The 25,508-nt window shown below is 66.0% G+C and carries 22 protein-coding genes; 8 read left to right on the top strand and 14 right to left on the bottom strand.

The features are described 5' to 3' along the window. Positions 1-397: hypothetical protein (locus tag HWX03_RS37255; protein ID WP_279612239.1), on the top strand; the 397-nt coding region annotated here is incomplete at its 5' end. Positions 398-1,335: 938 nt separating this feature from the next. Here the strand turns inward: HWX03_RS37255 and HWX03_RS23095 are convergent. The 5 genes from HWX03_RS23095 to HWX03_RS23075 form a co-directional block, all read right to left on the bottom strand. Beyond that, positions 1,336-2,346 (bottom strand): HoxN/HupN/NixA family nickel/cobalt transporter, encoded by a 1,011-nt coding sequence (locus HWX03_RS23095; protein WP_175872783.1) that lies wholly within the window; start codon positions 2,344-2,346, stop codon positions 1,336-1,338. Positions 2,347-2,509: 163 nt separating this feature from the next. Beyond that, positions 2,510-4,621: an elongation factor G gene (gene fusA / locus HWX03_RS23090; RefSeq protein ID WP_175822128.1), complete on the bottom strand. Its 2,112-nt coding sequence runs from the start codon at positions 4,619-4,621 to the stop codon at positions 2,510-2,512. Positions 4,622-4,858: 237 nt separating this feature from the next. Beyond that, positions 4,859-5,359 carry a DUF192 domain-containing protein gene (locus HWX03_RS23085; RefSeq protein WP_027785219.1) on the bottom strand — a complete coding sequence of 167 codons (501 nt, stop codon included), beginning with the start codon at positions 5,357-5,359 and terminating at the stop codon, positions 4,859-4,861. A gap of 160 nt (positions 5,360-5,519) precedes the next feature. Further along, on the bottom strand, positions 5,520-5,735 hold the full coding sequence (locus HWX03_RS23080) for a hypothetical protein (RefSeq protein ID WP_175822129.1): 216 nt from the start codon (positions 5,733-5,735) through the stop codon (positions 5,520-5,522). A 282-nt stretch (positions 5,736-6,017) separates the two neighbouring features. Beyond that, positions 6,018-6,596: a pseudouridine synthase gene (locus tag HWX03_RS23075; RefSeq protein WP_175872782.1), complete on the bottom strand. Its 579-nt coding sequence runs from the start codon at positions 6,594-6,596 to the stop codon at positions 6,018-6,020. 277 nt (positions 6,597-6,873) lie between these two features. On the opposite strand from HWX03_RS23075, the gene icd reads away from it, so the two are divergent. Both icd and HWX03_RS23065 read left to right on the top strand, forming a co-directional pair. After that, positions 6,874-8,130, top strand: a complete 1,257-nt coding sequence (icd, locus tag HWX03_RS23070) for an NADP-dependent isocitrate dehydrogenase (protein WP_174390882.1) — start codon at positions 6,874-6,876, stop codon at positions 8,128-8,130. A 283-nt stretch (positions 8,131-8,413) separates the two neighbouring features. Then, positions 8,414-10,642: an NADP-dependent isocitrate dehydrogenase gene (locus HWX03_RS23065; RefSeq protein WP_175872781.1), complete on the top strand. Its 2,229-nt coding sequence runs from the start codon at positions 8,414-8,416 to the stop codon at positions 10,640-10,642. Between the two features lie 123 nt (positions 10,643-10,765). Here HWX03_RS23065 and HWX03_RS23060 read toward each other — a convergent pair whose 3' ends face one another. Further along, positions 10,766-10,990 carry a hypothetical protein gene (locus HWX03_RS23060; protein WP_175872780.1) on the bottom strand — a complete coding sequence of 75 codons (225 nt, stop codon included), beginning with the start codon at positions 10,988-10,990 and terminating at the stop codon, positions 10,766-10,768. Between the two features lie 196 nt (positions 10,991-11,186). Further along, positions 11,187-11,432 (bottom strand): hypothetical protein, encoded by a 246-nt coding sequence (locus HWX03_RS23055; RefSeq protein ID WP_175872779.1) that lies wholly within the window; start codon positions 11,430-11,432, stop codon positions 11,187-11,189. 143 nt (positions 11,433-11,575) lie between these two features. Here HWX03_RS23055 and HWX03_RS23050 point away from each other — a divergent pair, with 143 nt between their 5' ends. Beyond that, positions 11,576-13,183 carry a multicopper oxidase family protein gene (locus tag HWX03_RS23050; protein ID WP_175872778.1) on the top strand — a complete coding sequence of 536 codons (1,608 nt, stop codon included), beginning with the start codon at positions 11,576-11,578 and terminating at the stop codon, positions 13,181-13,183. A gap of 181 nt (positions 13,184-13,364) precedes the next feature. Here HWX03_RS23050 and HWX03_RS23045 read toward each other — a convergent pair whose 3' ends face one another. Beyond that, on the bottom strand, positions 13,365-13,568 hold the full coding sequence (locus HWX03_RS23045; protein WP_006478030.1) for a cold-shock protein: 204 nt from the start codon (positions 13,566-13,568) through the stop codon (positions 13,365-13,367). Between the two features lie 88 nt (positions 13,569-13,656). Further along, the gene (locus HWX03_RS23040; protein WP_174432481.1) at positions 13,657-13,824 is read right to left on the bottom strand and encodes a hypothetical protein; all 168 of its coding nucleotides are present in this window, start codon (positions 13,822-13,824) and stop codon (positions 13,657-13,659) included. A gap of 289 nt (positions 13,825-14,113) precedes the next feature. On the opposite strand from HWX03_RS23040, the gene clpS reads away from it, so the two are divergent. The 4 genes from clpS (at position 14,114) to HWX03_RS23020 (ending at position 19,114) form a co-directional block, all read left to right on the top strand. After that, positions 14,114-14,428 (top strand): ATP-dependent Clp protease adapter ClpS, encoded by a 315-nt coding sequence (gene clpS / locus HWX03_RS23035; protein ID WP_006398529.1) that lies wholly within the window; start codon positions 14,114-14,116, stop codon positions 14,426-14,428. Next, positions 14,425-16,725, top strand: a complete 2,301-nt coding sequence (gene clpA / locus HWX03_RS23030) for an ATP-dependent Clp protease ATP-binding subunit ClpA (RefSeq protein WP_175872777.1) — start codon at positions 14,425-14,427, stop codon at positions 16,723-16,725. Before clpS ends, clpA begins: the two co-directional genes overlap by 4 nt. A 103-nt stretch (positions 16,726-16,828) precedes the next feature. Continuing rightward, positions 16,829-18,208 (top strand): amino acid permease, encoded by a 1,380-nt coding sequence (locus tag HWX03_RS23025; RefSeq protein WP_175872776.1) that lies wholly within the window; start codon positions 16,829-16,831, stop codon positions 18,206-18,208. Between the two features lie 135 nt (positions 18,209-18,343). After that, positions 18,344-19,114 carry a hypothetical protein gene (locus tag HWX03_RS23020; RefSeq protein ID WP_175872775.1) on the top strand — a complete coding sequence of 257 codons (771 nt, stop codon included), beginning with the start codon at positions 18,344-18,346 and terminating at the stop codon, positions 19,112-19,114. Positions 19,115-19,174: 60 nt separating this feature from the next. Here HWX03_RS23020 and dut read toward each other — a convergent pair whose 3' ends face one another. The 5 genes from dut to HWX03_RS22995 all read right to left on the bottom strand — a co-directional run bounded on the left by dut (position 19,175) and on the right by HWX03_RS22995 (position 25,391). After that, positions 19,175-19,621, bottom strand: coding sequence for a dUTP diphosphatase (dut, locus tag HWX03_RS23015; RefSeq protein WP_175872774.1), 447 nt, complete (start codon positions 19,619-19,621; stop codon positions 19,175-19,177). Between the two features lie 55 nt (positions 19,622-19,676). Further along, positions 19,677-20,888 carry a bifunctional phosphopantothenoylcysteine decarboxylase/phosphopantothenate--cysteine ligase CoaBC gene (coaBC, locus tag HWX03_RS23010; protein ID WP_175822135.1) on the bottom strand — a complete coding sequence of 404 codons (1,212 nt, stop codon included), beginning with the start codon at positions 20,886-20,888 and terminating at the stop codon, positions 19,677-19,679. Between the two features lie 67 nt (positions 20,889-20,955). Further along, complete coding sequence (gene lspA, locus HWX03_RS23005) at positions 20,956-21,456, bottom strand: signal peptidase II (RefSeq protein WP_174391104.1); 501 nt, start codon at positions 21,454-21,456, stop codon at positions 20,956-20,958. Between the two features lie 2 nt (positions 21,457-21,458). Continuing rightward, complete coding sequence (gene ileS / locus HWX03_RS23000; protein WP_175872773.1) at positions 21,459-24,296, bottom strand: isoleucine--tRNA ligase; 2,838 nt, start codon at positions 24,294-24,296, stop codon at positions 21,459-21,461. A gap of 102 nt (positions 24,297-24,398) precedes the next feature. Beyond that, positions 24,399-25,391, bottom strand: a complete 993-nt coding sequence (locus tag HWX03_RS22995) for a bifunctional riboflavin kinase/FAD synthetase (protein WP_175822137.1) — start codon at positions 25,389-25,391, stop codon at positions 24,399-24,401. Positions 25,392-25,508 lie beyond the last annotated feature (117 nt).

The following is a 25,508-nucleotide window of genomic DNA, read 5'->3' as shown; positions in this document are numbered from 1 at the left end:
CGCCACCGCCACCGCCACCGCCACCGCCACCGCCGCTGCCACCGCTGCCACCGCTGCCACCGCTGCCACCGCCACCACCGCCGTTGCCGTGACCACCGCCGCCGTCGCCATGGCCACCGCCGTTGCCGTGGCCACCGCCGCCGTCACCATGGCCGCCGCCATTGCCATGGCCACCACCATGGCCGTGACCGCCGCCATGGCCGTGACCGCCGCCATGGCCGTGACCGCTGCCATCACCGCCGCCATGGCCGTGGCCGCCGCCATCACCGTCACCATCGCCGTGGCCGCCACCGTGGCCGTGGCCACCGCCGTCACCGTCGCCATCGCCATGGCCGCCACCATGACCGTGACCGCCGCCGTCACCGTCGCCACCCCCACCGTGGCCACCGCCACCTGAGGTGCCGCCACCCGAAGTGCCGCCACCCGAGGTGCCTCCACCCGAGGTGCCGCCACCCGAGGTGCCGCCACCCGAGGTGCCTCCACCCGAGGTGCCTCCACCCGAAGTACCGCCACCCGAAGTACCGCCACCCGAAGTGCCGCCACCCGAGGTGCCGCCACCCGAGGTACCGCCACCCGAGGTACCACCACCCGAAGTGCCACCACCTGAACCACCGTTGCCGGACGCATTGCCTCCGCGGCCCGTGCCGCTCGTACTGCCTGACGTTCCACCTGTCGTTCCGCCGACACCGGCAGGTCCGACGGCGCCGTTCCCATTGTTGCCGCCGCTGCCGTTCCCGCTGCCATTGCCACTACCGCTGCCACCGCCGTTCCCATTGCCGCTGCCGCTCGCGCCGGCACCGCCATTCCCGACGCCGCGGCCGGCATAAACGTGCACCGCGCACGCAGCCGGATCGGCGGCGCACGGCGATGCGTTCTCGACCAGCGTCATGATGGTGTCCGCGCTGGCGTTCGCGTCGGACGCGGAGTCAGGTGTCGTGTTCTGTGCGACGGCATACGAGCAGCAGCACGCAAACGCGGCCGCGGCCAGCAAGGTTGCACGAGGGCGCCGTCCCGCCGCGCGGAACGGTTGTTTCGTCTTATGCATCATGGCCTCCCCATGCGCGCGATGCCTCGTTGCCGCGCGACTATTTACGTGTGGTGCAGGGGGGCGTAAAAGATTCGTTGTCCTATCGTCGGCCGATGGCCTTCGGGCCGGCGCTTGACGCCAGCCGCGAATGCGGATCGGCACGCGGGCCCGCCGTGCGAATCCCTATCTGCGAGATTCGTGCCATCGGCCGCGCGGGACCGTGGCGAAAGGCGGTGCCGTCGCGCGATCACGCATGCAACGTCGGTGGGGAGCGTTTTGTTTCCGGAGTGAAACGTCGGGAGCGTCGTTCAGCGCGCCGGCGCGTCGGCCGCGCGTTGCCAGCGGTGGAACAGGATCGACGCGATCCAGCAGACGAGGAACAGCGCGACGATGCCGTAGCCGATCGAGCCGAAGCGTTCGCCGAGCGCATCGAGCGTGTCGCGCACGGGGCCCGTCAGCGACAGCTTGTCGGCCAGCAGGCCGGCTGCCTCGATCCCGCCGATCGCCAGCGCGACGGCCGCCGACACGAACGTGATGCTCGCGTTGTAGAGCAGCTTGCGCTGCGGATCGTCCATCGCCCAGCCGTATGCCTGAATCATCAGGACGTTGTCGGTCGAGTCGATCAGCGTCATGCCGGCGGTGAAAAGCGCGGGGAACAGCATGATCGTATAGACCGGCAGCCCCTGGCTCGCCTGCGCGGCGGCGATCGCGAGCAGGCCGATTTCGGTTGCAGTATCGAAACCGAGCCCGAACAGCACGCCGACCGGATACATGTGCCAGCTCTTCGACACGAACCGGAACAGCGGGCGCAGCAACCGCGCTACGAGTCCGGCGGGACGATGATCATGCGCGCCGTCGTGCGTGTGCCCGGATGCGCCGCGATAGCGTCGCCACACGTCGCGCAGGATCATCAGGTTCACGCACGCGAGCACCAGCAGGAAGGTGGCCGATACCGCCGTGCCGATCGTGCCGCCGATCTCGCGGAACGCATCGAAGCGGTCGCGCAGCGCGAACGCGGTCAGCGCGATGCCGAGCGTCGCGGCGATCACGATCGTCGAATGGCCGAGCGAGAAGAACAGGCCGACGCTCACCGGACGCTGGCCGTCCTGCATCAGCTTGCGCGTCGCGACGTCGATCGCGGCGATGTGATCCGCGTCGACCGCATGACGCAGCCCGAGCCCGTACGCGATCGCCGCGGTGCCGAGCAGCAGCGGATGGTCGCGCAGCACCGCGAGCGCCCACAGCCAGACGGCGACGTTCGCGGCGATCAGGCCGGCATAGAGGGTCAGCAGGCGGCGCAGGGCAGGGGTGGGCGGCATCGGGCGGGTTCCATCTGACGATTCGCCATCCATTGTGGCACGCGAAAAAAAGCGCGGCGCGCCGATCAACAAGCCGCGAACGCGATGCGCGCCGGATGAAAAAAAGCCCGTCCGGAACCGGACGGGCTTTGCGTGCCAGCGACAGGGCGCGGGCGAGCGGCGCTTACTTCGTCTTCGCGTTGATCACGGCTTCCGACACGTTCGCCGGCGTTTCCGCGTAATGCTTGAACTCCATCGAGTACGTCGCACGGCCCTGCGTCGCCGAGCGCAGCGACGTCGAATAGCCGAACATCTCGGCAAGCGGCACTTCGGCGCGTACGAGCTTGCCGCCACCGCCCGCGATGTCCTCCATCCCCTGCACGATGCCGCGCCGGCTCGACAGGTCGCCCATCACGTTGCCCATGAAGTCCTCGGGCGTCTCGACCTCGACGGCCATCATCGGTTCGAGCAGCACGGGCTTCGCCTTGCGCATCGCTTCCTTGAACGCCATCGAGCCGGCCATCCGGAACGCGTTTTCGTTCGAGTCGACGTCGTGGTACGAACCGAACGTCAGATGCACCTTCACGTCGACGACCGGGTAGCCCGCGAGCACGCCGCTCTTCAGCGTCTCGGTGATGCCCTTGTCGACGGCCGGGATGAACTCGCGCGGAATCACGCCGCCCTTGATCTCGTCGAGGAACTCGTAGCCCTTGCCCGGGTTCGGCTCGAGCGTGATCACCGCATGGCCGTACTGGCCGCGACCGCCCGACTGCTTGACGAACTTGCCTTCGACGTCGGCCGCCGTCGTGCGCACCGTTTCGCGATACGCGACCTGCGGCTTGCCGACCGTCGCTTCGACGCCGAACTCGCGCTTCATCCGGTCGACCAGGATTTCGAGGTGGAGCTCGCCCATCCCCGAAATGATCGTCTGGCCGGACTCTTCGTCGGTCTGCACGCGGAACGACGGATCTTCCTGCGCGAGGCGGTTCAGCGCGAGGCCCATCTTTTCCTGGTCGGCCTTCGTCTTCGGCTCGACGGCCTGCGAGATCACCGGCTCCGGGAATTCCATCTTCTCGAGGATGATCGGCTTGGCCGGATCGCACAGCGTGTCGCCGGTGGTCGCTTCCTTCAGGCCGACGGCCGCCGCGATGTCGCCCGCGCGCACTTCCTTGATTTCCTTGCGCTCGTTCGCGTGCATCTGCAGGATCCGGCCGAGCCGCTCCTTCTTGTCCTTCGTCGCGTTGAGCACCGTGTCGCCCGACTCGACGACGCCCGAATACACGCGGAAGAAGATCAGCTGGCCGACGAACGGGTCGGTCATGATCTTGAACGCGAGCGCCGAGAACGGCTCGTCGTCGCTCGGATGACGTTCCGCCGGCTTTTCCGGATCGACGAAGTCGTGGCCGAGGATCGCGGGCACGTCGACCGGCGACGGCAGGTAGTCGATCACCGCGTCGAGCATCGCCTGCACGCCCTTGTTCTTGAACGCGCTGCCGCACAGCATCGGCACGATCTCGTTCGCGATCGTGCGCTTGCGCAGCGCGGCCTTGATCTCGTCCTCGGTCAGCGATTCATGGTCGTGCAGATACTTGTCGAGCAGTTCCTCGCTCGCTTCGGCCGCGGCCTCGACCATCTTCTCGCGCCATTCGTGCGCGAGCTCGACGAGATTCGCGGGGATGTCCTCGTACGAGAACTTCACGCCCTGGCTTTCGTCGTCCCACACGATCGCCTTCATCTTCACGAGATCGACGACGCCCTGGAAATGATCTTCCGCGCCGATCGGAATCTGGATCGGCACGGCGACGCCTTTCAGGCGCTCGCCGATCTGCTTCTGCACGCGGAAGAAGTCGGCGCCGATCCGGTCCATCTTGTTGACGAACGCGATGCGCGGCACCTTGTACTTGTTCGCCTGGCGCCACACGGTTTCCGATTGCGGCTGCACGCCGCCGACCGAGTCGTAGACCATGCATGCGCCGTCGAGCACGCGCATCGAGCGCTCGACTTCGATCGTGAAGTCGACGTGCCCGGGCGTATCGATGATGTTGATCCGGTGTTCCGGATAGTTGCCGGCCATGCCCTTCCAGAAGGCCGTGGTCGCCGCCGACGTGATCGTGATGCCGCGTTCCTGCTCCTGCTCCATCCAGTCCATCGTGGCCGCGCCGTCGTGCACTTCACCGATCTTGTGGCTCACGCCGGTGTAAAACAGGATGCGCTCGGTCGTCGTGGTCTTGCCGGCATCGATGTGAGCGCTGATCCCGATATTTCGATAGCGCTCGATGGGGGTTTTGCGGGGCACGTGAACCTCCTGGTGGTTCGGATCGTAAGCGGGGCGGCTGGGGCCGACCCGGGTTGGAACAAGCGAGACTTCAAGCATAGCGCTTGCGCGTGGCTTTTGCAGATGCGGCCTGCGCCGGCGGAATCAAGGCGTGCGTCGCCGCCGGCAGGCGAAAAAAAAGCCGGCGCCCGACAAGAATAATGGGCGGCCGGCTTTCGGTCGGTGCGCGGCGCGGCGCCGCCGCGCGGGCCGGTGCCGTTACTGGGCCCGCGGCAGGCCGTCGAGCTTCATGCCGGGCTTGATGCCCTTCGCGGCGAACCAGCCCTTGCTCATTTCGAGCGCATAGACGCCGTTGTTGCGCGGACAGTGGTTGTCGGTGGTTTCCGCGCGCATCTCGTCGATGTCGGTGATCGTGCCGTCCGCGCGGATGAACGCGATCGACAGCGGAATCAGCGTGTTCTTCATCCAGAAGCAGTGCACGGCGTTCTCGTTGAAGACGAACAGCATGCCTTCGTTCGGCGCGAGCTGCGAACGGTACATCAGCCCCTGTTCGCGGTCGGCGTCGTTGGCGGCGACGGCCGCGTCGATCACGTACATGCCGGCTCGCAGCTTCACGCGCGGGAACTCGCTCGGCTGCTTGGCGCCGGGCGGCACTTGGGCGCCGGCAGCCTGCATGCCGAGCGCGAGGACGGCGAGGGCGGCGGGAAACACGGCGGCGCGCGCAAGGCGGCCGAGCGACGAGCGCAGGGAGAATGACACAGCATGGCTCCTGTCTGGAAAACGAGACCCGCATGGTACGCGATGCGCGCCGGCGGGCACAAAAAAGAAAAAGGCAGATCGCCTTGCGGTGATCTGCCTTTCAACGCCGTAAGAACGGCAGGACTGCGTGTTCTTGACTGCGTTATTACAGCTGGCTTACTTAGTTCGAAGCAGCTGCCGGTGCTGCTGCGTCGCTTGCTGCAGCCTTCTTCGATGCCTTGTGGTGCTTCTTGGCAGCGTGGTGCTTCTTGGCAGCGTGCTTAGCCGGTGCCGAAGCAGCTTCTGCCGGTGCCGGAGCAGCTTCCGGAGCCGAAGCTTGTGCGAAAGCTGCCGTTGCGAAGAGACCAGCGACCAGAGCGGCGATCAGTTTGTTCATGTTGTGTTCCTCAGCTTTAGTTAATTAACCAAATGACCCGGCAATAGGAGTCATGTCGTCTAACGGTGCCATCCACCTTTCGGTTGACAGACGCTTCGAGAAATTTCTCTTTGCGCTGCGGGCGCCGAATCGTATTCGAATAAAACGTCGCTTTCGTGACGCAAACACGGGGTTCGGCTGCCAATGCCGGATAGCTAAGGTTGGCATCTGCGTGGTTTAACGCGCGATCTCCGCAGCCGGTTGACGAAAAAGATGACGAAAAATGCGCGCGTGCCGGATTCGTCATCCGGCGCGCGCGAAACCGTCCCACGGCGCGCGCGGCGGCAGCGCGATCGTTTCGCCCGGTGCAATGCCGAGCGCGAATATGTCGAGCGCGCCGATGCCGACGCGCACCAGACGCAACGTCGGGAAGCCGACGGCCGCCGTCATCCGGCGCACCTGCCGGTTCTTGCCCTCGGTGATCGCCAGCTCGATCCACGTGGTCGGGATCGCGGCGCGGTAGCGGATCGGCGGATTGCGCGGCCACAGCGTGTCGGGCGGCTCGATGAATTCGGCGCGGCACGGGCGCGTCACGTAGTCGCCGAGGTCGACGCCGCGTGCGAGCGCCTTCAGGTCGGCCGGCCCCGGCGCGCCGTCGACCTGCGCCCAGTAGCGCTTCACCAGCTTGTGGCGCGGCTCCGCGATGCGGGCCTGCAGCGCGCCGTCGTCGGTGAGCAGCAGCAGCCCCTCGCTGTCCGCGTCGAGCCGGCCGGCCGCGTACACGCCGGGCGTTTTTACCCAGTCGCCGAGCGACGGCCGCGTCTCGTGCGCGGAAAACTGGCAAATCGTGCCGAACGGCTTGTTGAGGGCGATCAGGTTCATGGCGGGGCGCCCGCCCGGCGCCCCGCAGGGAGCGGGGGTGGGCGGTCTATGGCAAATGGCGGAATCTTAATGCATAATACGGAACGGCAAGTCCTCTGTCTTATATAAGACATAAGTGAGGTCTTGATACGCAGTGCCGCGGTTCGCGCCGAAGTGCCCGGTTGGGGCGCTAGAATAGCGGCTCGCTGTTGTCGTCACGGGGTGGCCATGCCGTGCCCCCGCCGCGCGCGCAGCTTCGACCAGCATCACCTGCTCAGCCACGTCACTGGAGTCGATCATGCCGTATCAGCACATCAAGGTTCCGGAGGGCGGTGACAAGATCACCGTCAACAAGGACTTCTCGCTCAACGTTTCCGATCAGCCGATCATTCCCTATATCGAAGGCGACGGTACGGGCTTCGATATCACGCCGGTCATGATCAAGGTCGTCGACGCGGCGGTCGCGCATGCCTACAAGGGCCAGCGCAAAATCCACTGGATGGAGATTTTCGCGGGCGAGAAGGCGACCAAGGTGTACGGTCCGGACGTGTGGCTGCCGGACGAAACGCTGCAGGTGCTGAAGGAATACGTGGTGTCGATCAAGGGGCCGCTCACGACCCCGGTCGGCGGCGGCATCCGTTCGCTGAACGTCGCGCTGCGCCAGGAGCTCGACCTGTACGTGTGCCTGCGCCCGGTCCAGTATTTCAAGGGCGTGCCGTCGCCGGTGCGCGAGCCGCAGAAGATCGACATGGTGATCTTCCGTGAGAACTCGGAAGACATCTACGCGGGCATCGAATGGGCCGCGGGCTCCGAGCAGGCGAAGAAGGTGATCAAGTTCCTGCAGGACGAGATGGGCGTGAAGAAGATCCGTTTCCCGGAAACCTCGGGGATCGGCGTCAAGCCCGTGTCGACCGAAGGCACCGAGCGCCTCGTGCGCAAGGCGATCCAGTACGCGATCGACAACGATCGCAAGTCGGTCACGCTGGTGCACAAGGGCAACATCATGAAGTTCACGGAAGGCCTGTTCCGTGACGCCGGCTACGCGCTCGCGCAGAAGGAGTTCGGTGGCGAGCTGATCGACGGCGGCCCGTGGATGCGCGTGAAGAACCCGAGGACGGGCAACGAGATCGTGATCAAGGATTCGATCGCCGACGCGTTCCTGCAGCAGATCCTGCTGCGTCCGGCCGAATACGACGTGATCGCGACGCTGAACCTGAACGGCGACTACATCTCCGACGCACTGGCCGCGCAGGTCGGCGGCATCGGGATCGCGCCGGGCGCGAACCTGTCGGATTCGGTCGCGATGTTCGAGGCGACGCACGGCACGGCGCCGAAGTACGCAGGCAAGGATTACGTGAACCCGGGTTCCGAGATCCTGTCGGCGGAAATGATGCTGCGCCACCTCGGCTGGACGGAAGCAGCCGACACGATCATCGCCGCGATGGAGAAGTCGATCCTGCAGAAGCGCGTCACGTACGACTTCGCGCGTCTGATGGAAGGCGCGACGCAGGTGTCGTGCTCCGGCTTCGGCGAAGTGCTGATCGAGAACATGTAAGACCCCTTCCGGGGTGGGCCGGCGCGTTGCCGGCCGCCCCGGCGCTGACTGCCGGCGCCGGAGCGTTTCGTGGATGGCAGGTTTTGTTGGCAGGGCGGTCCGGCATGCGGGCCGCGGCGCCGCGATGCGGCCCGGAAGCCCTGCAAGGTAGAACATGACGGCCCTCGCAACACCACCGCCCGGCTGAGCCGGCGCGCCCCTTTCGCGACCGACCCGGTCGCTCCCCGCCGGTTACCGCCGGCGCTCCTCAGTTCAACAATCACGTAGCAATGCTTTGACCACCATGTCCACTTCGCCCAAGATCATCTACACCCTCACCGACGAAGCGCCGGCGCTCGCGACCTATTCGCTGCTGCCGATCGTCAAGGCCTTCACGCGTTCGTCCGGCGTCGCCGTCGAAACGCGCGACATCTCGCTCGCCGGCCGCATCATCGCGGCATTCGCAGACGTCCTGCCGTCGGAGCAGAAGGGTTCCGACGATCTGGCCGAGCTGGGCCAGCTCACGCTGAAGCCGGAAGCGAACATCATCAAGCTGCCGAACATCAGCGCATCGGTGCCGCAGCTGAAGGCCGCGATCGCCGAACTGCAGGCGCAGGGCTACGCGCTGCCGGCCTATCCGGAAGATCCGTCGACGGACGAAGAGAAGGCCGTCAAGGCACGCTACGACAAGATCAAGGGCAGCGCGGTGAACCCGGTGCTGCGCGAAGGCAACTCCGACCGCCGCGCGCCGCTGTCGGTCAAGAACTACGCACGCAAGCATCCGCACAAGATGGGCGCATGGAAGTCCACGTCGAAGTCCCACGTCGCGCACATGACCGAAGGCGACTTCTACGGCAGCGAGAAGTCGGCGCTGATCGCCGAGGCCGGCAGCGTGAAGATCGAACTCACGACGACCGACGGCGCGAAGAAGGTGCTGAAGGAAAAGACGGCCGTGAAGGCCGGTGAAGTGATCGACGCATCGGTGATGAGCCGCAACGCGCTGCGCAGCTTCATCGAAGCGCAGATCGCCGACGCGAAGGCGCAGGACGTGCTGTTCTCGGTGCACCTGAAGGCGACCATGATGAAGGTCTCGGACCCGATCCTGTTCGGTCACTTCGTGTCGGTGTTCTACCGCGACGCGCTCGCGAAGCACGCGGACGTGCTGGCGAAGGCCGGCTTCAACCCGAACAACGGGATCGGCGACCTGTACGCGCGCCTGAAGGACCTCCCGGCCGACACGCGCGAAGCGATCGAAGCCGACGTCAAGGCCGAATACGCAGTGCGCCCGCGCCTCGCGATGGTCAACTCGGACAAGGGCATCACGAACCTGCACGTGCCGAGCGACGTGATCGTCGACGCGTCGATGCCGGCGATGATCCGCGATTCGGGCGGCATGTGGGGCCCGGACGGTCAACTGTACGACGCGAAGGCCGTGATTCCGGACCGCTGCTACGCGGGCGTCTACCAGGCCGTGATCGAGGACTGCAAGCAGCACGGCGCGTTCGATCCGGTCACGATGGGCAGCGTGCCGAACGTCGGCCTGATGGCGCAGGCGGCCGAGGAATACGGTTCGCACGACAAGACGTTCCAGATCCCGGCGGACGGCGTCGTGCGCGTCATCGACGAAGCCGGCAACGTGCTGCTCGAGCACGCGGTCGAGTCGGGCGACATCTGGCGCATGTGCCAGACGAAGGACGCACCGGTGCAGGATTGGGTCAAGCTCGCGGTCAACCGCGCGCGCGCGACCGGCGCCCCGGCCGTGTTCTGGCTCGATCCGGCACGTGCGCACGACGCGCAGATCATCGCGAAGGTCGAACGCTACCTGAAGGATCACGACACGAACGGCCTCGACATCCGCATCATGACGCCGGTCGAAGCCACGCGTTTCTCGCTCGAGCGCATCCGCGCGGGCAAGGATACGATCTCGGTCACCGGCAACGTGCTGCGCGACTACCTGACCGACCTGTTCCCGATCATGGAACTCGGCACCAGCGCGAAGATGCTGTCGATCGTGCCGCTGATGGCCGGCGGCGGGATGTTCGAAACGGGTGCGGGCGGCTCGGCACCGAAGCACGTGCAGCAGTTCGTCGAGGAAGGCTTCCTGCGCTGGGATTCGCTCGGCGAATTCCTCGCGCTGGCCGCGTCGCTCGAACATCTCGGCAACGCGTACCAGAACCCGAAGGCGCTCGTGCTCGCGAAGACGCTCGACCAGGCGACCGGCAAGTTCCTGGACGAGAACAAGTCGCCGGCGCGCAAGGTCGGCGGCCTCGACAACCGCGGCAGCCATTTCTACCTGTGCCTGTACTGGGCGCAGGCGCTGGCAGAGCAGACCGAGGACGCCGCGCTGAAGGCGCAGTTCGAAGGCGTGGCGAAGGCGCTGTCCGACAGCGAAGCGCGCATCCTGGAAGAACTGGCGGCCGCGCAAGGCAACGCGCAGGCGATCGGCGGCTACTACCGTCCGAACGTCGAGCTGACGAGCCAGGCAATGCGCCCGAGCGCGACGCTGAACGGCATCGTCGACGCGGTTGCCTGACGCCGGCCGCGCTATCGCGCGAGCCGATGCATGTACCGGCGCGGCGGATTGAACCGTTCGCCGCCCGGCACACAAGAAAAACGCCCCGGTCGCCCGGGGCGTTTGTCGTTGGAGGCTTGCCATTCAGACGTGGACGATTTCCCATTCGGCGATTTCGTCCGGCACTTCGAGCGTGGCCGTGTCCAGTTCGGACGGTTGCTCGCAGTCGCCGCGGGAAATGTGGTCGGCTGCCACTTCGGGGCACGAGAATGCGCCGAGCAGGGCGTTGCCGAACGTCGCTTCCCAGCCGCCGTTTGCCGGCAGGATGTAGAACGACCCGAGCGCTGAACCAAAGCGAAATCCCTTCATTTCCGTTCTCCCTTTCTGATCACGAGCGATTCTGTTGTGCCGCCTGCCGGCTCGGCCGGCTGTGGCCCGACTGGCTGCTTGCGCCGGGTTCCGTATCGAACGCCGTGGCGAAGCGTCAGTGCATGGAACAAAGTCTACGTCCGCGACCTGCTCGCATGGTGCATGTAGAACGGCTTCTCGAAACAAAAATTCTCTTTTAAAAACAGATAATTATTTGCGACGTTTTGTATTGCGGAACGTTTTTCGGCATCGCGAAACGGGAAATTTGTGCCCTGCACCACGAATTTTTATAACGCAGTGACTTGTTCCGCATCGTGAAAAATCGGCGGATTTGCGGATCATCGATGCAGCGGGTGCGAACGCAAGGGGCGAACGGAAGGCGCAAAGGGGCGATAGGTGAACGGCAGTCGCTGCCGAAGCGCCGCTCGGCGATGCCGGTCATGGCGCCGAATCCGCCGCGGTAACGCCGCTTGCTGCGGCGTATCGCCGCCCGTCAGGCAGCGTTTCTCGATCCGGCCCTGCGGTTATGATGACGCGACCGCCGCGGCTGTCGCGCGGCGCCGCATGAATAACGAGGATCGATTGATGAGACGGAGAACCTTCCTGTCGCGCGCCATCGGCGCCGCGACCGCGTCGCTGTTCGCGCGCACTGCGTGGGCGCAGCATGCCGGTCACGCGGGCATGGCCGGCATGGATTCAATGGACGACATGCCGGGCATGTCGGGTATGTCAGGGATGGCGGCGCACGCGCAGCACGGCACGCCCGCGCCGGTCGCGCTCGCGGCCACCGACGCACTGCCGGCCGGCGCGCCGCTCGCGACGTTGCGCACGCTGGCCAACGAAAGCCGTGAGCCCGGTACGTTCCGGGCCACGCTGGTTGCTCAACCGGTGGCGCGACCGCTGCTGCGCGGTGCGAAGCCGACCCCATTCTGGCAGTTCGGCGCGGGCACACAGGGGCCGGTTGTCGGCCCGCTGATCGACGTGCGCGAGGGCGATACGGTCGAGATCCGGTTCGTGAACAAGCTGCCGCAGCCGTCGACGATCCACTGGCACGGCCTGCCCGTGCCGCCCGACCAGGACGGCAACCCGTCCGATCCCGTCGCGCCCGGCGCGTCGCGCGTGTATCGCTTCACGCTGCCGAAGGGCAGCGCCGGCACTTACTGGTACCACCCGCATCCGCACATGATGACCGCCGAGCAGGTGTTCCGCGGGCTGGCCGGCCCGTTCGTCGTGCGCGCCGCGGACGATCCGCTTGCCGGCTGGCCCGAGCGCCACCTGTTCGTGTCGGACCTGAAGCTTGCGCGCGACGGCACGATTGCGCGGAACGACATGATGGACTGGATGAACGGCCGTGAAGGTCAATTCGTGCTGGTCAACGGCGCGCGCCGGCCGCGCATCGACGTCGCGGGCGACGAACGCTGGCGTGTCTGGAACGCGTGCAGCGCACGTTACCTGCGCATCGCGTTCGATGACGGCCGCGCGTTCGAGCACGCGGGTACCGACGGCGGGTTGTTCGACGCGCCGCGGCGCGTGACGTCGCTGCTGATTGCGCCGGGCGAGCGCGCGGAGCTGCTGGTGCGCGCCGGCGACCGTGCGTCGCGCGCGGTGCTGCAGGCGGCCGAGTACGACCGCCGCAAGATGACGATGTCGCACGACGACGGCCACGGCAGCCTGCCGCCCGATCCGGCGCTGGCGCTCGCCGATGTCGCGTTTGCGCCCGCCGAGGCCCGTGCGCGGCCTGCCACGCTGCGCGCGGTGCCGCCGCTGGGCGAACCGGTGGCGCACAAGACGGTCGCGTTCGGCGAGGAAATGGACATGGACGCGATGATGAAGGGCGGGGCGCACGGCCGCCCGGCGGGCATGCGCTTCACGATCAACGGCGACACCTACGCGCCGCACCGCGCGACGCTGACGAGCCGCCGCGGCGACGTCGAGCGCTGGGAAATCCGCAATTCGACGGACATGGACCACCCGTTCCATCTGCACGGCACGCAGTTCCAGGTGATCGAGCGGGCGTCGGCCGGTTCGCGCACGAGCGAACCGTTCCGCGCGTGGCGCGATACCGTGAACGTGCGCAGCGGTGAAACCGTATCGATTCTCGTCACGCAAGACATGCCCGGCGAGCGCATGTTTCACTGCCACATTCTCGAACACGAGGATCTCGGCATGATGGGTACGCTGAAGGTCGTGTAACGAAGCCGCGAATGTGTTTCACGTGCGGATTCGATATCCGATCTGCATGCATGACGAGACAATATGCGTTCAATTATCGGGATTGAACGAAAAGGCCGGCCAATCGATTATCGATTGGCCGGCCTCAAAAAAAGAAACCCGGCGCTGTGCGCCGGGTTTCTTCGTCCGATATCCGATGCCTTTATGCGGCCTGGATGTTCGACGCTTGCTTGCCCTTCGGTCCTTGAACGACGTCAAAGCTCACCTTCTGGCCTTCCTTCAGCGTCTTGAAGCCATTCATGGTGATAGCCGAGAAGTGCGCAAACAGATCCTCACCGCCCTCGTCGGGAGTGATGAAACCGAAGCCCTTCGCGTCGTTGAACCACTTAACGATACCAGTTGCCATTTTCCTACTTCCCCTGTCACACAGTCGCTGCTACTTACCACGAGCACGCTCGAAAAGCTAAACGACTGAAAATACAGTCGTTCCCCCCTCACAAGCTCACCTCGGCCTCTTTCGTTTCGCCAATCGGCAAATTGAAAAAAGTGCCAGCTTGATTGTTGGCGCTCTTTATTGGAGTGTCAAGTGGAATTTTTCGACGTTTAGAGGGTCGTTGTAAAGAACCCATTTTCAGGGTTTTTCCGGCTTTGCTTTGCAGCATGCGGCCAAGCGCGGGGGCTTGAAAAGCCGCATAATCGGCTCATATACCAGGCTCGAGTGACACGCGTTCGAGTCGTCCCGGCTTGTGGGATACTGGATGCGGACACGACGTTCCGGTGCGATTCCCCCTGACGGTTCGTGTTCCGCGCCATGCGTGAAAGCCGGCACCGCAGCCGGCTTTCGTATGGCGCGAGGACGATCGCGTGTTCCGGGATACCGGGGAGGGCGCCGGCCGGTCGGTCGGGTAATGGCAGGATTGCGGGCCTGTCCGAGTTGTTTAGAATGGGTGTATGGCGATTATCCCGGACAAGCAGGACAGTACCGTCCTGGAACGCAAGCAGCAGAAGCTCAAGCCGCCTTCGATGTACAAGGTGGTGCTGCTGAACGACGACTTCACGCCGATGGAGTTCGTCGTGATGGTGGTCCAGGAGTATTTCAAGAAGGATCGCGAGACGGCCACGCAGATCATGCTGAAGGTCCATCGCGAAGGGCGAGGGGTATGTGGGGTCTATACGCGGGACATCGCGTCGACCAAGGTTGAGCAAGTCGTTACCCATGCGCGGCAGGCAGGGCATCCGCTGCAGTGCGTGATGGAGGAAGCATGATTGCCCAGGAATTGGAAGTCAGCCTGCACATGGCGTTCATGGAAGCACGCCAGGCGCGCCATGAGTTCATTACGGTCGAGCATCTGCTGCTGGCCCTGCTGGATAATCCGACGGCGGCCGAGGTGTTGCGCGCGTGCGCGGCAAACATCGAGGACCTGCGTCAGAACCTGCGCAATTTCATCCACGACAACACACCGACCGTCCCGGGCACCGACGATGTCGATACCCAGCCGACGCTCGGTTTCCAGCGCGTGATCCAGCGCGCGATCATGCACGTCCAGTCGACGTCGAACGGCAAGAAGGAAGTGACCGGCGCGAACGTGCTGGTCGCGATCTTCGGCGAGAAGGATTCGCACGCCGTGTACTACCTGCAGCAGCAGGGCGTCACGCGCCTCGACGTGGTGAACTTCATTTCGCACGGCATCGCGAAGACGAACGGCGGCGAAGCCGCGAAGTCGACCGACGCGAACGCGGAAAGCGAAGACGCGAATGCGCAGAAGGAAACGCCGCTCGCGCAGTTCACGCAGAACCTGAACCAGATGGCGAAGGACGGCCGCATTGATCCGCTGATCGGTCGCGAGCCCGAGGTCGAGCGCGTCGTGCAGGTGCTGTGCCGCCGGCGCAAGAACAACCCGCTGCTCGTCGGCGAAGCCGGCGTCGGCAAGACCGCGATCGCGGAAGGGCTCGCGTATCGGATCACGCGCGGCGAAGTGCCGGACATCCTCGCGAACGCGCAGGTGTACTCGCTCGACATGGGCGCGCTGCTGGCAGGCACCAAGTATCGCGGCGATTTCGAGCAGCGTCTGAAGACGGTGCTGAAGGAACTGAAGGAGCGCCCGCACGCGATCCTGTTCATCGACGAAATCCATACGCTGATCGGCGCGGGCGCCGCGTCGGGCGGCACGCTCGATGCGTCGAACCTGCTGAAGCCGGCGCTGTCGTCGGGCACGCTCAAGTGCATCGGCGCGACCACCTTCACCGAATATCGCGGCATCTTCGAGAAGGATGCGGCGCTGTCGCGGCGCTTCCAGAAGGTCGACGTGACGGAGCCGAGCGTCGAGCAGACGGTCGCGATCCTGCGCGGGCTGAAGTCGCGCTTCGAGGAGCACCACGGCGTCAAGTATTCGTCGGGCGCACTGTCGGCCGCGGCCGAGCTGTCGGCGCGCTTCATCACCGACCGGCACCTGCCGGACAAGGCGATCGACGTGATCGACGAGGCGGGCGCCGCGCAGCGCATCCTGCCGAAGTCGAAGCAGAAGAAGACGATCGGCAAGGGCGAGATCGAGGAAATCATCTCGAAGATCGCGCGCGTGCCGCCGCAGAGCGTGTCGCAGGACGATCGCAGCAAGCTGCAGACGCTCGATCGCGACCTGAAGAGCGTCGTGTTCGGCCAGGATCCGGCGATCGACGCGCTCGCGGCCTCGATCAAGATGGCGCGCGCGGGCCTCGGCAAGATGGACAAGCCGATCGGCGCGTTCCTGTTCTCCGGCCCGACGGGCGTCGGCAAGACCGAAGTGGCGCGCCAGCTCGCGTTCACGCTCGGCATCGAGCTGATCCGCTTCGACATGTCGGAATACATGGAGCGTCACGCGGTGAGCCGGCTGATCGGCGCGCCGCCGGGCTACGTCGGGTTCGACCAGGGCGGCCTCTTGACCGAAGCCGTCACGAAGAAGCCGCATTGCGTGCTGCTGCTCGACGAAATCGAGAAGGCGCATCCGGACATCTTCAACGTGCTGCTGCAGGTGATGGACCACGGCACGCTGACGGACAACAACGGCCGCAAGGCGGATTTCCGCAACGTCATCATCATCATGACGACGAACGCGGGCGCCGAGTCGATGCAGAAGGCGACGATCGGCTTCACGACGCGCCGAGAAACCGGCGACGAGATGACCGACATCAAGCGTCTGTTCACGCCGGAGTTCCGCAACCGCCTGGATGCGATCATCAGCTTCCGCTCGCTCGATGAGGAAATCATCATGCGCGTGGTCGACAAGTTCCTGATCCAGCTCGAGGAACAACTGCACGAGAAGAAGGTCGACGCACTGTTCACCGATGCGTTGCGCAAGCATCTCGCGAAGCACGGCTTCGACCCGCTGATGGGTGCGCGGCCGATGCAGCGGCTGATCCAGGACACGATCCGGCGCGCGCTGGCCGACGAGCTGCTGTTCGGCAAGCTGCTCAACGGCGGCCACGTGACGGTCGACGTCGACGAAAGCGACAAGGTGCAGTTGTCGTTCGACAAGCTGGCGAACCCGCCGCACAAGCCGAACGAAGAGACGGTCGAAGTCGAGTAAGCGATAATTCGTGGTTCATGCGAACGGCGCGGGAAGTTCTCCGCGCCGTTTCGTTTTATCCGGCGCCGGCGGCGCGATGGTGGTGCAGGGGAGTGGTAACGCAGTGACACAACAACAACGGTCGTTCGACGATATCGTCGCGCGCGAACAAGGGTTGCGCCACGCGCTGACGTCGGGGCAGATGGCGATGATCGCGATCGGCGGCGCGATCGGCACGGGGCTGTTCCTCGGCAGCGGGTTCGCGATCGGGCTCGCCGGCCCGAGCGTGCTGGTTTCGTATGCGATCGGCGCGCTGATCGCGCTGCTGCTGATGGGCGCGCTCGCGGAAATGACCGTCGCGCATCCGACGGCCGGCTCGTTCGGCGCCTATGCCGAGCATTACGTCGGCCCGCTCGCGGGTTTTCTCGTGCGTTATGCGTACTGGTTCGCGGTCGTGTTCGCGATCGGCACCGAAATCAGCGCGATCGCCGTGTTCATGAAGTACTGGTTCCCGGCCGTGCCCGGCTGGTACTGGGTGATCGGCTTCTCCGCGCTGCTGATCGCGGTGAACCTCGCGAGCGTCACGCTGTACGGGACGGTCGAATACGCGTTTTCGCTGCTGAAGATCGCGGCGATCGTCGTGTTCATCCTGCTCGGCGCCTATCTCGTCTGGTCGGCGCCGGCCGCATCGGGCATCGGTTTCGCGAACTACACCGCGCACGGCGGTTTCATGCCGAAGGGGCCGTGGGGGACGTGGGTCGCGGTGATCGTCGCGATCTTCAGCTACATGAGCATCGAAGCCGTCGCGATCGCGGCCGGCGAGGCGCGCGATCCGCAGCACGCGGTCACACGCGCATTCCGCTCGACCGTGTTCCGGCTCGTGCTGTTCTACCTGCTGACGCTCGCGCTGATGCTCGCGATCGTGCCGTGGACGCAGGCCGGCACCGACGAAAGCCCGTTCGTGAAGGTGATGGCCGCGACGCACGTGCCGTACGCGGCGGGCGTGATCAACTTCGTGCTGCTGATCGCGGCGCTGTCGGCGATGAACAGCCAGCTGTACGTGACGACGCGGATGATGTTCAGCCTGTCGCGCGCGCGCCTCGCGCCCGCGGTGTTCGGCCGGCTCGGCGCGAACGGCGTGCCGCGCGCGGCGCTGTGGATCTCGACGAGCGGCGTTGCGGTCGCGGCCGTGCTGGTCGCGCTCGCGCCCGACACCGCATTCACGGTGATGATGGCGATCGCGATGTTCGGCGCGCTGTTCACGTGGCTGATGATCTTCGTCACCCACCTGCGGTTCCGTTCGCAGTATCGTGGCCCCGCGCTCGCGTTCCGGATGTGGGGGCACCCGTTCGGCAGCCTGCTCGGCGCGGGGCTCGTGGCCGCAATCCTGCTGACGACCGCTTTCACGCGCGAATTCCGGATGACGATGGTGGTCGGCGTCGTATTCGTCGTGCTGCTGACGCTCGCCTATGCGCTGCATTACCGGCACCAACATGCGCGCTGACCGCGCCGGCGTGGCCGCCCACGCCGTTCGTCACACTCGCTAAGGTTCCGTTAAGCGAGCGGCGACTACATTCGATCCTGTCTGCAAGGCGCGCGGTCCGTACCGGCGCGCCCTCTCCTGCAAAAAGGGGTTCGAATGAACAAACTTCCCGAAATCACGCTCGCGTTCTGGATCACGAAGATCTGCGCGACGACGCTCGGCGAAACGGGCGGCGACCTGCTGTCGATGACGCTGAACGTCGGCTACGCGGTGAGTTCGATCCTGCTGTTCGGTTTCTTTCTCGTCACGCTGGGCGCCCAGCTCAGGACGACGCGCTATCGCCCGGCGATCTACTGGGCCGTGATCGTCGCGACGAGCACGGCCGGCACGACGATGTCCGATTTCATGGATCGCACGCTCGGCCTCGGCTATGCGGCCGGCTCGTCGATTCTGGTCGCGATCCTGCTGGCGATCTTCGCGGTCTGGCGCCTCAGCGGCGAATCGCTGTCGGTCGACCTGATCCGCACGCGCAAGGTCGAGCTGCTGTACTGGATCGCGATCCTGTTCTCGAACACGCTCGGCACCGCGCTCGGCGACTTCCTCGCCGACAGCTCGGGCCTCGGCTTCGGCGGCGGCGCGCTGCTGATCGGCGGGCTGCTGGCGGTGATCGTGCTCGCGCACTACTTCACGCGAATCTCCGGCGTGCTGCTGTTCTGGGCCGCGTTCGTGCTCACGCGTCCGTTCGGCGCGACGGTCGGCGACCTGCTGACGAAGCCGGTCGCGAAGGGCGGACTCGCACTCGGCACGGTCGGCTCGTCGGCCGTGCTGCTCGGCGTGCTGGTCGCGATGGTCGTCTATGCGAGCATCGCGCAGGCGCGGCGTCGTGAGCCGGCGCCCGCGCGGATCGCGCAACCGGCCGGCAAGTGACGGCGCGGGAAAAAGAAAAGGGGCCGTTTTTCAACCGCCCCTTTTTTCGTGCTGCGTGGCTCAGTGGCGGCCGGTGCTGCCGAAGCCGCCCGCGCCGCGATCGCTCTCGGTGAATTCGTCGACGATGTTGAACTGCACCTGCACGACCGGCACGATCACGAGCTGCGCGAGACGTTCGAACGGGTTCAGCACGAACTCGGTCTGACCGCGGTTCCACGTCGAGACCATCAACTGGCCCTGGTAGTCGGAGTCGATCAGGCCGACGAGGTTGCCGAGCACGATCCCGTGCTTGTGGCCGAGGCCCGAGCGCGGCAGGATCAGCGCCGCATAACCGGGATCGGCGAGGTGGATCGCGAGGCCCGTCGGCACGAGCGTGGTTTCGCCCGGCTGCAGCGTGACCGGTGCGTCGAGGCACGCGCGCAGGTCGAGGCCGGCGCTGCCGGTGGTCGCGTAGGCGGGCAGGTAGTCGCGCATGCGCGCGTCGAGAATCTTCAGGTCGAGTTTCATGCGGTCGTCGAATCGGTCGGGAAGGGCGCGGCGGCAAGCGCCGCCGCGCGGGAAATCAGATCAGGCGGTTGTCGGGCAGGCGCTTCGCGATTTCCGCGACGAGCGCATGCGCGAGTTCGTCCTTCGGGGCACGCGGCAGGCGCGTGACGCCGGCGGCCTCGAACAGCACGACTTCGTTGTCGTCGCGGCCGAACGTCAGCGGGCCGAGGTTGCCGACGAGCAGCGGCACGTTCTTGCGCTTGCGCTTCTCGTCGCCATGCACGTCGAGGTCGCCGCTTTCGGCCGCGAAGCCGACGCAGAACGGCGCATCGGGCAGCGCCGCGACCGACGCGAGGATGTCGGGGTTCTCGACGAACGCGAGCGTCGGCATCTTGCGGTCGGCCGTCTTCTTGATCTTGTGCTCGGCCGGCTGGTCGACGCGCCAGTCGGCGACCGCGGCCACCGCGATGAAGATGTCGGCATCGGCGACCGCATGCATCACCGCGTCGTACATCTGCTGCGCGGTCTGCACGTCCTGGCGGTACACGCCCCACGGCGTGTCGAGCGCGACCGGCCCGGCGACGAGATGCACGTCGGCGCCGGCCTGTTGCGCGGCGCGCGCGAGCGCGAAGCCCATCTTGCCGCTCGAGCGGTTCGTCAGGCCGCGCACCGGGTCGAGCGGCTCGAACGTCGGCCCGGCGGTGATCAGCACGCGGCGGTGCGCGAGCACCTTCGGCGCGAAATGCGCGACGATCGCTTCATAGATCGCCTCGGGCTCGAGCATGCGGCCGTCGCCGACTTCGCCGCAGGCCTGCGCACCCGAATCGGGGCCGAGCACCGACACGCCGTCCGCGCGCAGTTGTGCGGCATTGCGTTGCGTGGCCGGGTTCTGCCACATCTGGCGGTTCATCGCGGGCACGACGAGCAGCGGACAGTCGCGCGCGACGCACAGCGTCGACAGCAGATCGTCGGCGAACCCGTGCGCGAGCTTCGCGAGGAAATCCGTCGACGCGGGCGCGATCACGATCGCGTCGGCTTCGCGCGACAGGTCGATATGCGCCATGTTGTTGTCGACGCGCGCGTCCCACTGGCTCGTATAGACGGGCCGGCCCGACAGCGCCTGCATCGTCACGGGCGTGATGAACTGGGTGGCGGCGTCGGTCATCGCGACCTGCACGGTCGCGCCGGCCTTCACGAGCAGCCGCGTGAGTTCGGCGATCTTGTAGCAGGCGATGCCGCCCGTCAGGCCGAGAACGAGGTGTTTTCCTGCGAGTTCTGCGTGTGCCAACTCAGGCCTCCTGGGGTCAAACGGAACGGCCGGCGCGAAGCCGGCCGTCGACACGGAGTATGCGCGCTCAGCGCGAGCCGCGCACGCGCCGCAACTCGTCGTAGATCAGCAGCACCGCGCCGATCGTGATCGCGGAATCGGCGAGGTTGAACGCCGGGAAGTGCCACGCGCCGAGGTGGAAATCGAGGAAGTCGATCACGTGACCGTAGACGAGCCGGTCGATCACGTTGCCGAGCGCGCCGCCGAGGATCAGCGCGAGCGACAGGCTGAACAGCCGCTGCTGGCCGTGGCGCTTCAGCAGGAAGCAGATCACGAGCGTCGCGCCGATGCCGAGCGCGGTGAACGCCCAGCGCTGCCAGCCGCCGGCGGTCGACAGGAAGCCGAACGCGGCGCCGCGGTTGTACACCAGCACAAGGTTGAAGAACGACGTCAGCGCATGCTGCGCGCCGTACGCGAACGTTTTCAGGATCGCGATCTTCGACAGCTGGTCGAACAGGATCACGATCAGCGAAATGCCGAGCCAGGGCGCGAGCGCGCCGCTGGCCGGTTTCGACAGGGTCTTCGCCATGGTTACGCAGCGCTCCGGATTTCGCCGTTTTCAAACAGGTTCGAGAAGCAGCGGCCGCACAGCGTCGGATGCTCGGCGTGCGCGCCGACATCTTCGCGGTAGTGCCAGCAGCGCTCGCACTTCTGGTACTTCGACGCGGCCACGTCGACGCTTTCCTGTGCTTCGTCGTCGACCTTGACGACCGTCGCGGCCGACGTGATCAGCACGAACTTCAGGTCGTCGCCGAGGCTCGTCAGCGCGTCGTAGCGCGCGCCGCTCGCATGCACGGCCACCTCGGCCTGCAGCGACGAACCGATGCGGTTTGCGGTGCGCGCTTCCTCGAGCGCCTTCGTCACGTTGCCGCGTACGTCGCGCAGCAGCGCCCACTTCTCGATCAGCGCGGCCGAGCCGGCGACGTCCGGATACGCATAGTAGGTTTCCGTGAAGATCGTGTCGCTCGCCGGCTGGAACACCTTCCACGCTTCTTCCGCCGTGAACGACAGGAACGGCGCGAGCACGCGCAGCAGGCCGTGCGTCAGGTGGTACAGCGCGGTCTGCGCGGAGCGGCGCGCGCGCGAATCGGCGGCGCTCGTGTACAGGCGATCCTTCAGCACGTCGAGGTAGAAGCCGCCGAGGTCTTCCGAGCAGTACGTCTGCAGCTTCGCGACGACCGGGTGGAATTCGTACTTCTCGTAGTGGCCGAGCAGTTCCGTCTGCAGTTGCTGCGAGAACGCGACCGCATAGCGGTCGATCTCGAGCCATTCGTCGACCGGCACCGCGTGCTGCGCGAAGTCGAAATCCGACAGGTTCGCGAGCAGGAAGCGTAGCGTGTTGCGGATACGGCGATAGCCTTCCGTCACGCGCTTCAGGATTTCCTCGGAGATCGCGAGCTCGCCCGAGTAGTCGGTCGACGCGATCCACAGGCGGATGATTTCCGCGCCGAGGCGGTTCGCGACTTCATGCGGATCGATGCCGTTGCCGAGCGACTTGCTCATCTTGCGGCCTTCGCCGTCGACCGTGAATCCGTGCGTGAGCAGGCCCTTGTACGGCGCGCGGCCGTCGATCATCGATGCCGTCAGCAGCGACGAGTGGAACCAGCCGCGATGCTGGTCCGAGCCTTCGAGGTACAGGTCGGCCGGGAACTGCAGCTGATCCTTGTGCGAGCCGCGCAGCACGTGCCAGTGCGTCGTGCCCGAATCGAACCACACGTCGAGCGTGTCGCGGTTCCTTTCGTACAGGTTCGCGTCGTCGCCGATCAGCTCGCGCGGGTCGAGCGATTGCCACGCCTCGATGCCCGACTGCTCGACGCGCTTCGCGACTTCCTCGAGCAGCTCGAGCGTGCGCGGGTGCAGCTCGCCGGTTTCCTTGTGCACGAAGAACGCCATCGGCACGCCCCACTGGCGCTGGCGCGACAGCGTCCAGTCGGGACGGTTCGCGATCATGCTGAACAGGCGCTGCTTGCCCCACGACGGGTAGAACGCGGTGGCGTCGATGCCTTCTAGCGCGGTTTCGCGCAGCGTCTTGCCGCCGTCGCGCGGCGTCACGTCCATGCCGGCGAACCACTGCGACGTCGCGCGGTAGATGATCGCCGTCTTGTGACGCCAGCAGTGCATGTAGCTGTGCTTGTAGTGCTCGCTGCGCAGCAGCGAGCCGGCCGCGTTCAGCGCGTCGACGACCTTCGGGTTTGCGTCCCAGATCGACAGGCCGCCGAACAGCGGCAGCGATTCGATATAGCGGCCGTCGCCCATCACCGGGTTGATGATGTCCGAGTCGGTCATCCCGTGCGCCTTGCACGACTGGAAGTCCTCGATGCCGTACGCGGGCGACGAGTGCACGACGCCGGTACCGGTGTCGGTCGTCACGTAGTCGCCGAGGTAGACGGGCGCGGTGCGCTTGTAGCCGGGGTGGGCCGACGCGAGCGGGTGGTGGAAGCGCAGGTTCGCGAGCTTCACGCCGGGCGCGGTCGCGACGACGCGGCCCGTCAGCTTGAAGTCGGTCATGCAGGCTTCGACGCGTTCTTCGGCAATGATCAGCAGCCCGCGCTCGGTGTCGACCAGCGCGTAGACGATTTCCGGATGGAGGTTCAGCGCCTGGTTGGCGGGAATCGTCCACGGCGTGGTGGTCCAGATCACGATGCCGCCCTCGGCGCGCGGCAGCGCCGGCAGGCCGAACGCCTGCGCGGTCTTTTCCGGTTCCGCGAACGCGAACATCACGTCGATCGTCGGATCGGTGCGGTCCTTATACTCGACTTCCGCTTCCGCGAGCGCCGAGCCGCAGTCGAAGCACCAGTTCACCGGCTTCAGCCCGCGATACACGTAGCCCTTCTCGATGATCTTGCCGAGCGCGCGGATTTCTTCCGCCTCGTTCACGAAGTTCATCGTCTTGTACGGGTTGGCCCAGTCGCCGAGCACGCCCAGGCGCTTGAAGCCGACCTTCTGCTTCTCGATCTGCTCGGTCGCGTACGCGCGCGCCTTGCTCATCACTTCGGCCGCCGGCAGCGACTTGCCGAACTGCTTCTCGATCTGGATCTCGATCGGCATCCCGTGGCAATCCCAGCCCGGCACGTACGGCGCATCGAAGCCGGCCATGTTGCGCGACTTGACGACGATGTCCTTCAGGATCTTGTTGACCGCGTGGCCGAGATGGATGTCGCCGTTCGCATACGGCGGGCCGTCGTGCAGGATGAACTTCGGGCGGCCCTGGCTGGCCGCGCGGATCTTCTCGTAGATGCCGCGCTCTTCCCACTCCTTGACCCACTGCGGCTCGCGCTTGGGCAGGTCGCCGCGCATCGGGAACGGCGTGTCGAGCAGGTTGACCGGATACTTGGCCTGCGGTTTCGAATCGGCTTTCTTGTTGCTCATGATGGGATCGCTATCTAAATCGGGGACGCTCGGGCGTCGTGAATCGGGGATGCGCGCGAGAGGGCGGCGCGAGGGGTGCGGCGCGAGGCGCCGCCGTCCGGATCAGCTAATTCGGTCGGTCGCCGACGTCGAGAAGCCGGTCGCGCGGCTGCCCGGCGCACGGTCGCGCTCGATGAAGTACGCGCGCGCATTCGCGACGTCCAGCGCAATGGCACGCGACAGCGCCTCGAGATCGTCGAATTTCGCTTCGTCGCGCAGCTTCTTCAGGAATTCGACACGGATCAGCTTGCCGTACGCATCGCCGTGCCAGTCGAGCAGGTGGACTTCGAGCAGTACGCGGCCCGAATCGTCGACGGTCGGGCGCAGCCCGAGGCTCGCGACGCCCGGCAGCGGCTCGGGGCCGAGGCCGTGCACCTGCACGACGAAGATACCCGCGAGCGCCGGGCGCTTGTGCGCGATCGGCAGGTTCAGCGTCGGGAAGCCGAGGTCGCGGCCGAGCTTCAGCCCGTGCGCGACGTGGCCGCTGATCGCGTAGCCGTGGCCGAGCGCCTGCGCGGCCGCGTCGAGATCGCCCGCGGCGAGCGCCGTGCGCACGCCGGAGCTGGAAATGCGCGTGCCGTCGCTGCCGGCCACCGTGCCCATCTGCTCGACCTCGAAGCCATGCAGCTCGCCGGCCGCCTTCAGCGTATCGAAGGTGCCCGCGCGCTTCGCGCCGTAGCAGAAGTCGTCACCGACCATCATCCAGCGCGTGTGCAACCCGTTCACCAGCGTGCGTTCGACGAACGCCTGCGGCGACTGGCTCGCGAAGGTGTGGTTGAAGTGCTCGACGACGACGCGGTCGACCCCGTGGTCGCGCAGCGCTTCCAGCTTGTCGCGCAGCATCGCGATGCGCGGCGGCGCGCCGGCCGGATTGAAGAATTCGCGCGGGTGCGGCTCGAACGTCATCACGCACACGGGAAGGCCGCGCGCGTCCGCTGCCGCGCGCACGCGCGCGAGCAGGGCCTGGTGGCCGCGATGGACACCGTCGAAGTTGCCGATCGTCAGCGCGCACGGGGCGCGGCTCTCGGCGTTGGGCAGGCCGCGGAAGACTTTCACGATAGCGGATGCAGCGTCGGGGGAATGGGCGGTGGGATGCCGCAAAGCAGAAGATTATAAACGTTCGGGCGGGCCGACGGCCGAGAAGGCGGGAAACGCGAGGGCGAATGGTAAAAT

The sequence above is a fragment of the Burkholderia sp. BCC0397 genome, from assembly GCF_902832865.1.
In the GTDB taxonomy this organism is placed as follows: Bacteria; Pseudomonadota; Gammaproteobacteria; order Burkholderiales; family Burkholderiaceae; genus Burkholderia.
The sequence above is the reverse complement of the archived record's forward strand: the minus strand, read 5'-3'. Positions and strand labels throughout refer to the sequence as shown.

Bases quoted from the DNA above. Each gene is read 5' to 3' on its own strand.
- HWX03_RS23060 (WP_175872780.1), bottom strand. From the start codon at position 10,990: ATGAAGGGATTTCGCTTTGGTTCAGCGCTCGGGTCGTTCTACATCCTG.
- HWX03_RS23040 (WP_174432481.1), bottom strand. From the start codon at position 13,824: ATGCTGCAAAGCAAAGCCGGAAAAACCCTGAAAATGGGTTCTTTACAA.
- clpS (WP_006398529.1), top strand. From the start codon at position 14,114: ATGGCGATTATCCCGGACAAGCAGGACAGTACCGTCCTGGAACGCAAG.
- HWX03_RS23065 (WP_175872781.1), top strand. From the start codon at position 8,414: ATGTCCACTTCGCCCAAGATCATCTACACCCTCACCGACGAAGCGCCG.
- clpA (WP_175872777.1), top strand. From the start codon at position 14,425: ATGATTGCCCAGGAATTGGAAGTCAGCCTGCACATGGCGTTCATGGAA.
- icd (WP_174390882.1), top strand. From the start codon at position 6,874: ATGCCGTATCAGCACATCAAGGTTCCGGAGGGCGGTGACAAGATCACC.
- HWX03_RS23045 (WP_006478030.1), bottom strand. From the start codon at position 13,568: ATGGCAACTGGTATCGTTAAGTGGTTCAACGACGCGAAGGGCTTCGGT.
- HWX03_RS23080 (WP_175822129.1), bottom strand. From the start codon at position 5,735: ATGAACAAACTGATCGCCGCTCTGGTCGCTGGTCTCTTCGCAACGGCA.
- dut (WP_175872774.1), bottom strand. From the start codon at position 19,621: ATGAAACTCGACCTGAAGATTCTCGACGCGCGCATGCGCGACTACCTG.
- HWX03_RS23020 (WP_175872775.1), top strand. From the start codon at position 18,344: ATGAACAAACTTCCCGAAATCACGCTCGCGTTCTGGATCACGAAGATC.
- lspA (WP_174391104.1), bottom strand. From the start codon at position 21,456: ATGGCGAAGACCCTGTCGAAACCGGCCAGCGGCGCGCTCGCGCCCTGG.
- ileS (WP_175872773.1), bottom strand. From the start codon at position 24,296: ATGAGCAACAAGAAAGCCGATTCGAAACCGCAGGCCAAGTATCCGGTC.
- HWX03_RS23075 (WP_175872782.1), bottom strand. From the start codon at position 6,596: ATGAACCTGATCGCCCTCAACAAGCCGTTCGGCACGATTTGCCAGTTT.
- HWX03_RS23050 (WP_175872778.1), top strand. From the start codon at position 11,576: ATGAGACGGAGAACCTTCCTGTCGCGCGCCATCGGCGCCGCGACCGCG.
- HWX03_RS23095 (WP_175872783.1), bottom strand. From the start codon at position 2,346: ATGCCGCCCACCCCTGCCCTGCGCCGCCTGCTGACCCTCTATGCCGGC.
- HWX03_RS23055 (WP_175872779.1), bottom strand. From the start codon at position 11,432: ATGACCGGCATCGCCGAGCGGCGCTTCGGCAGCGACTGCCGTTCACCT.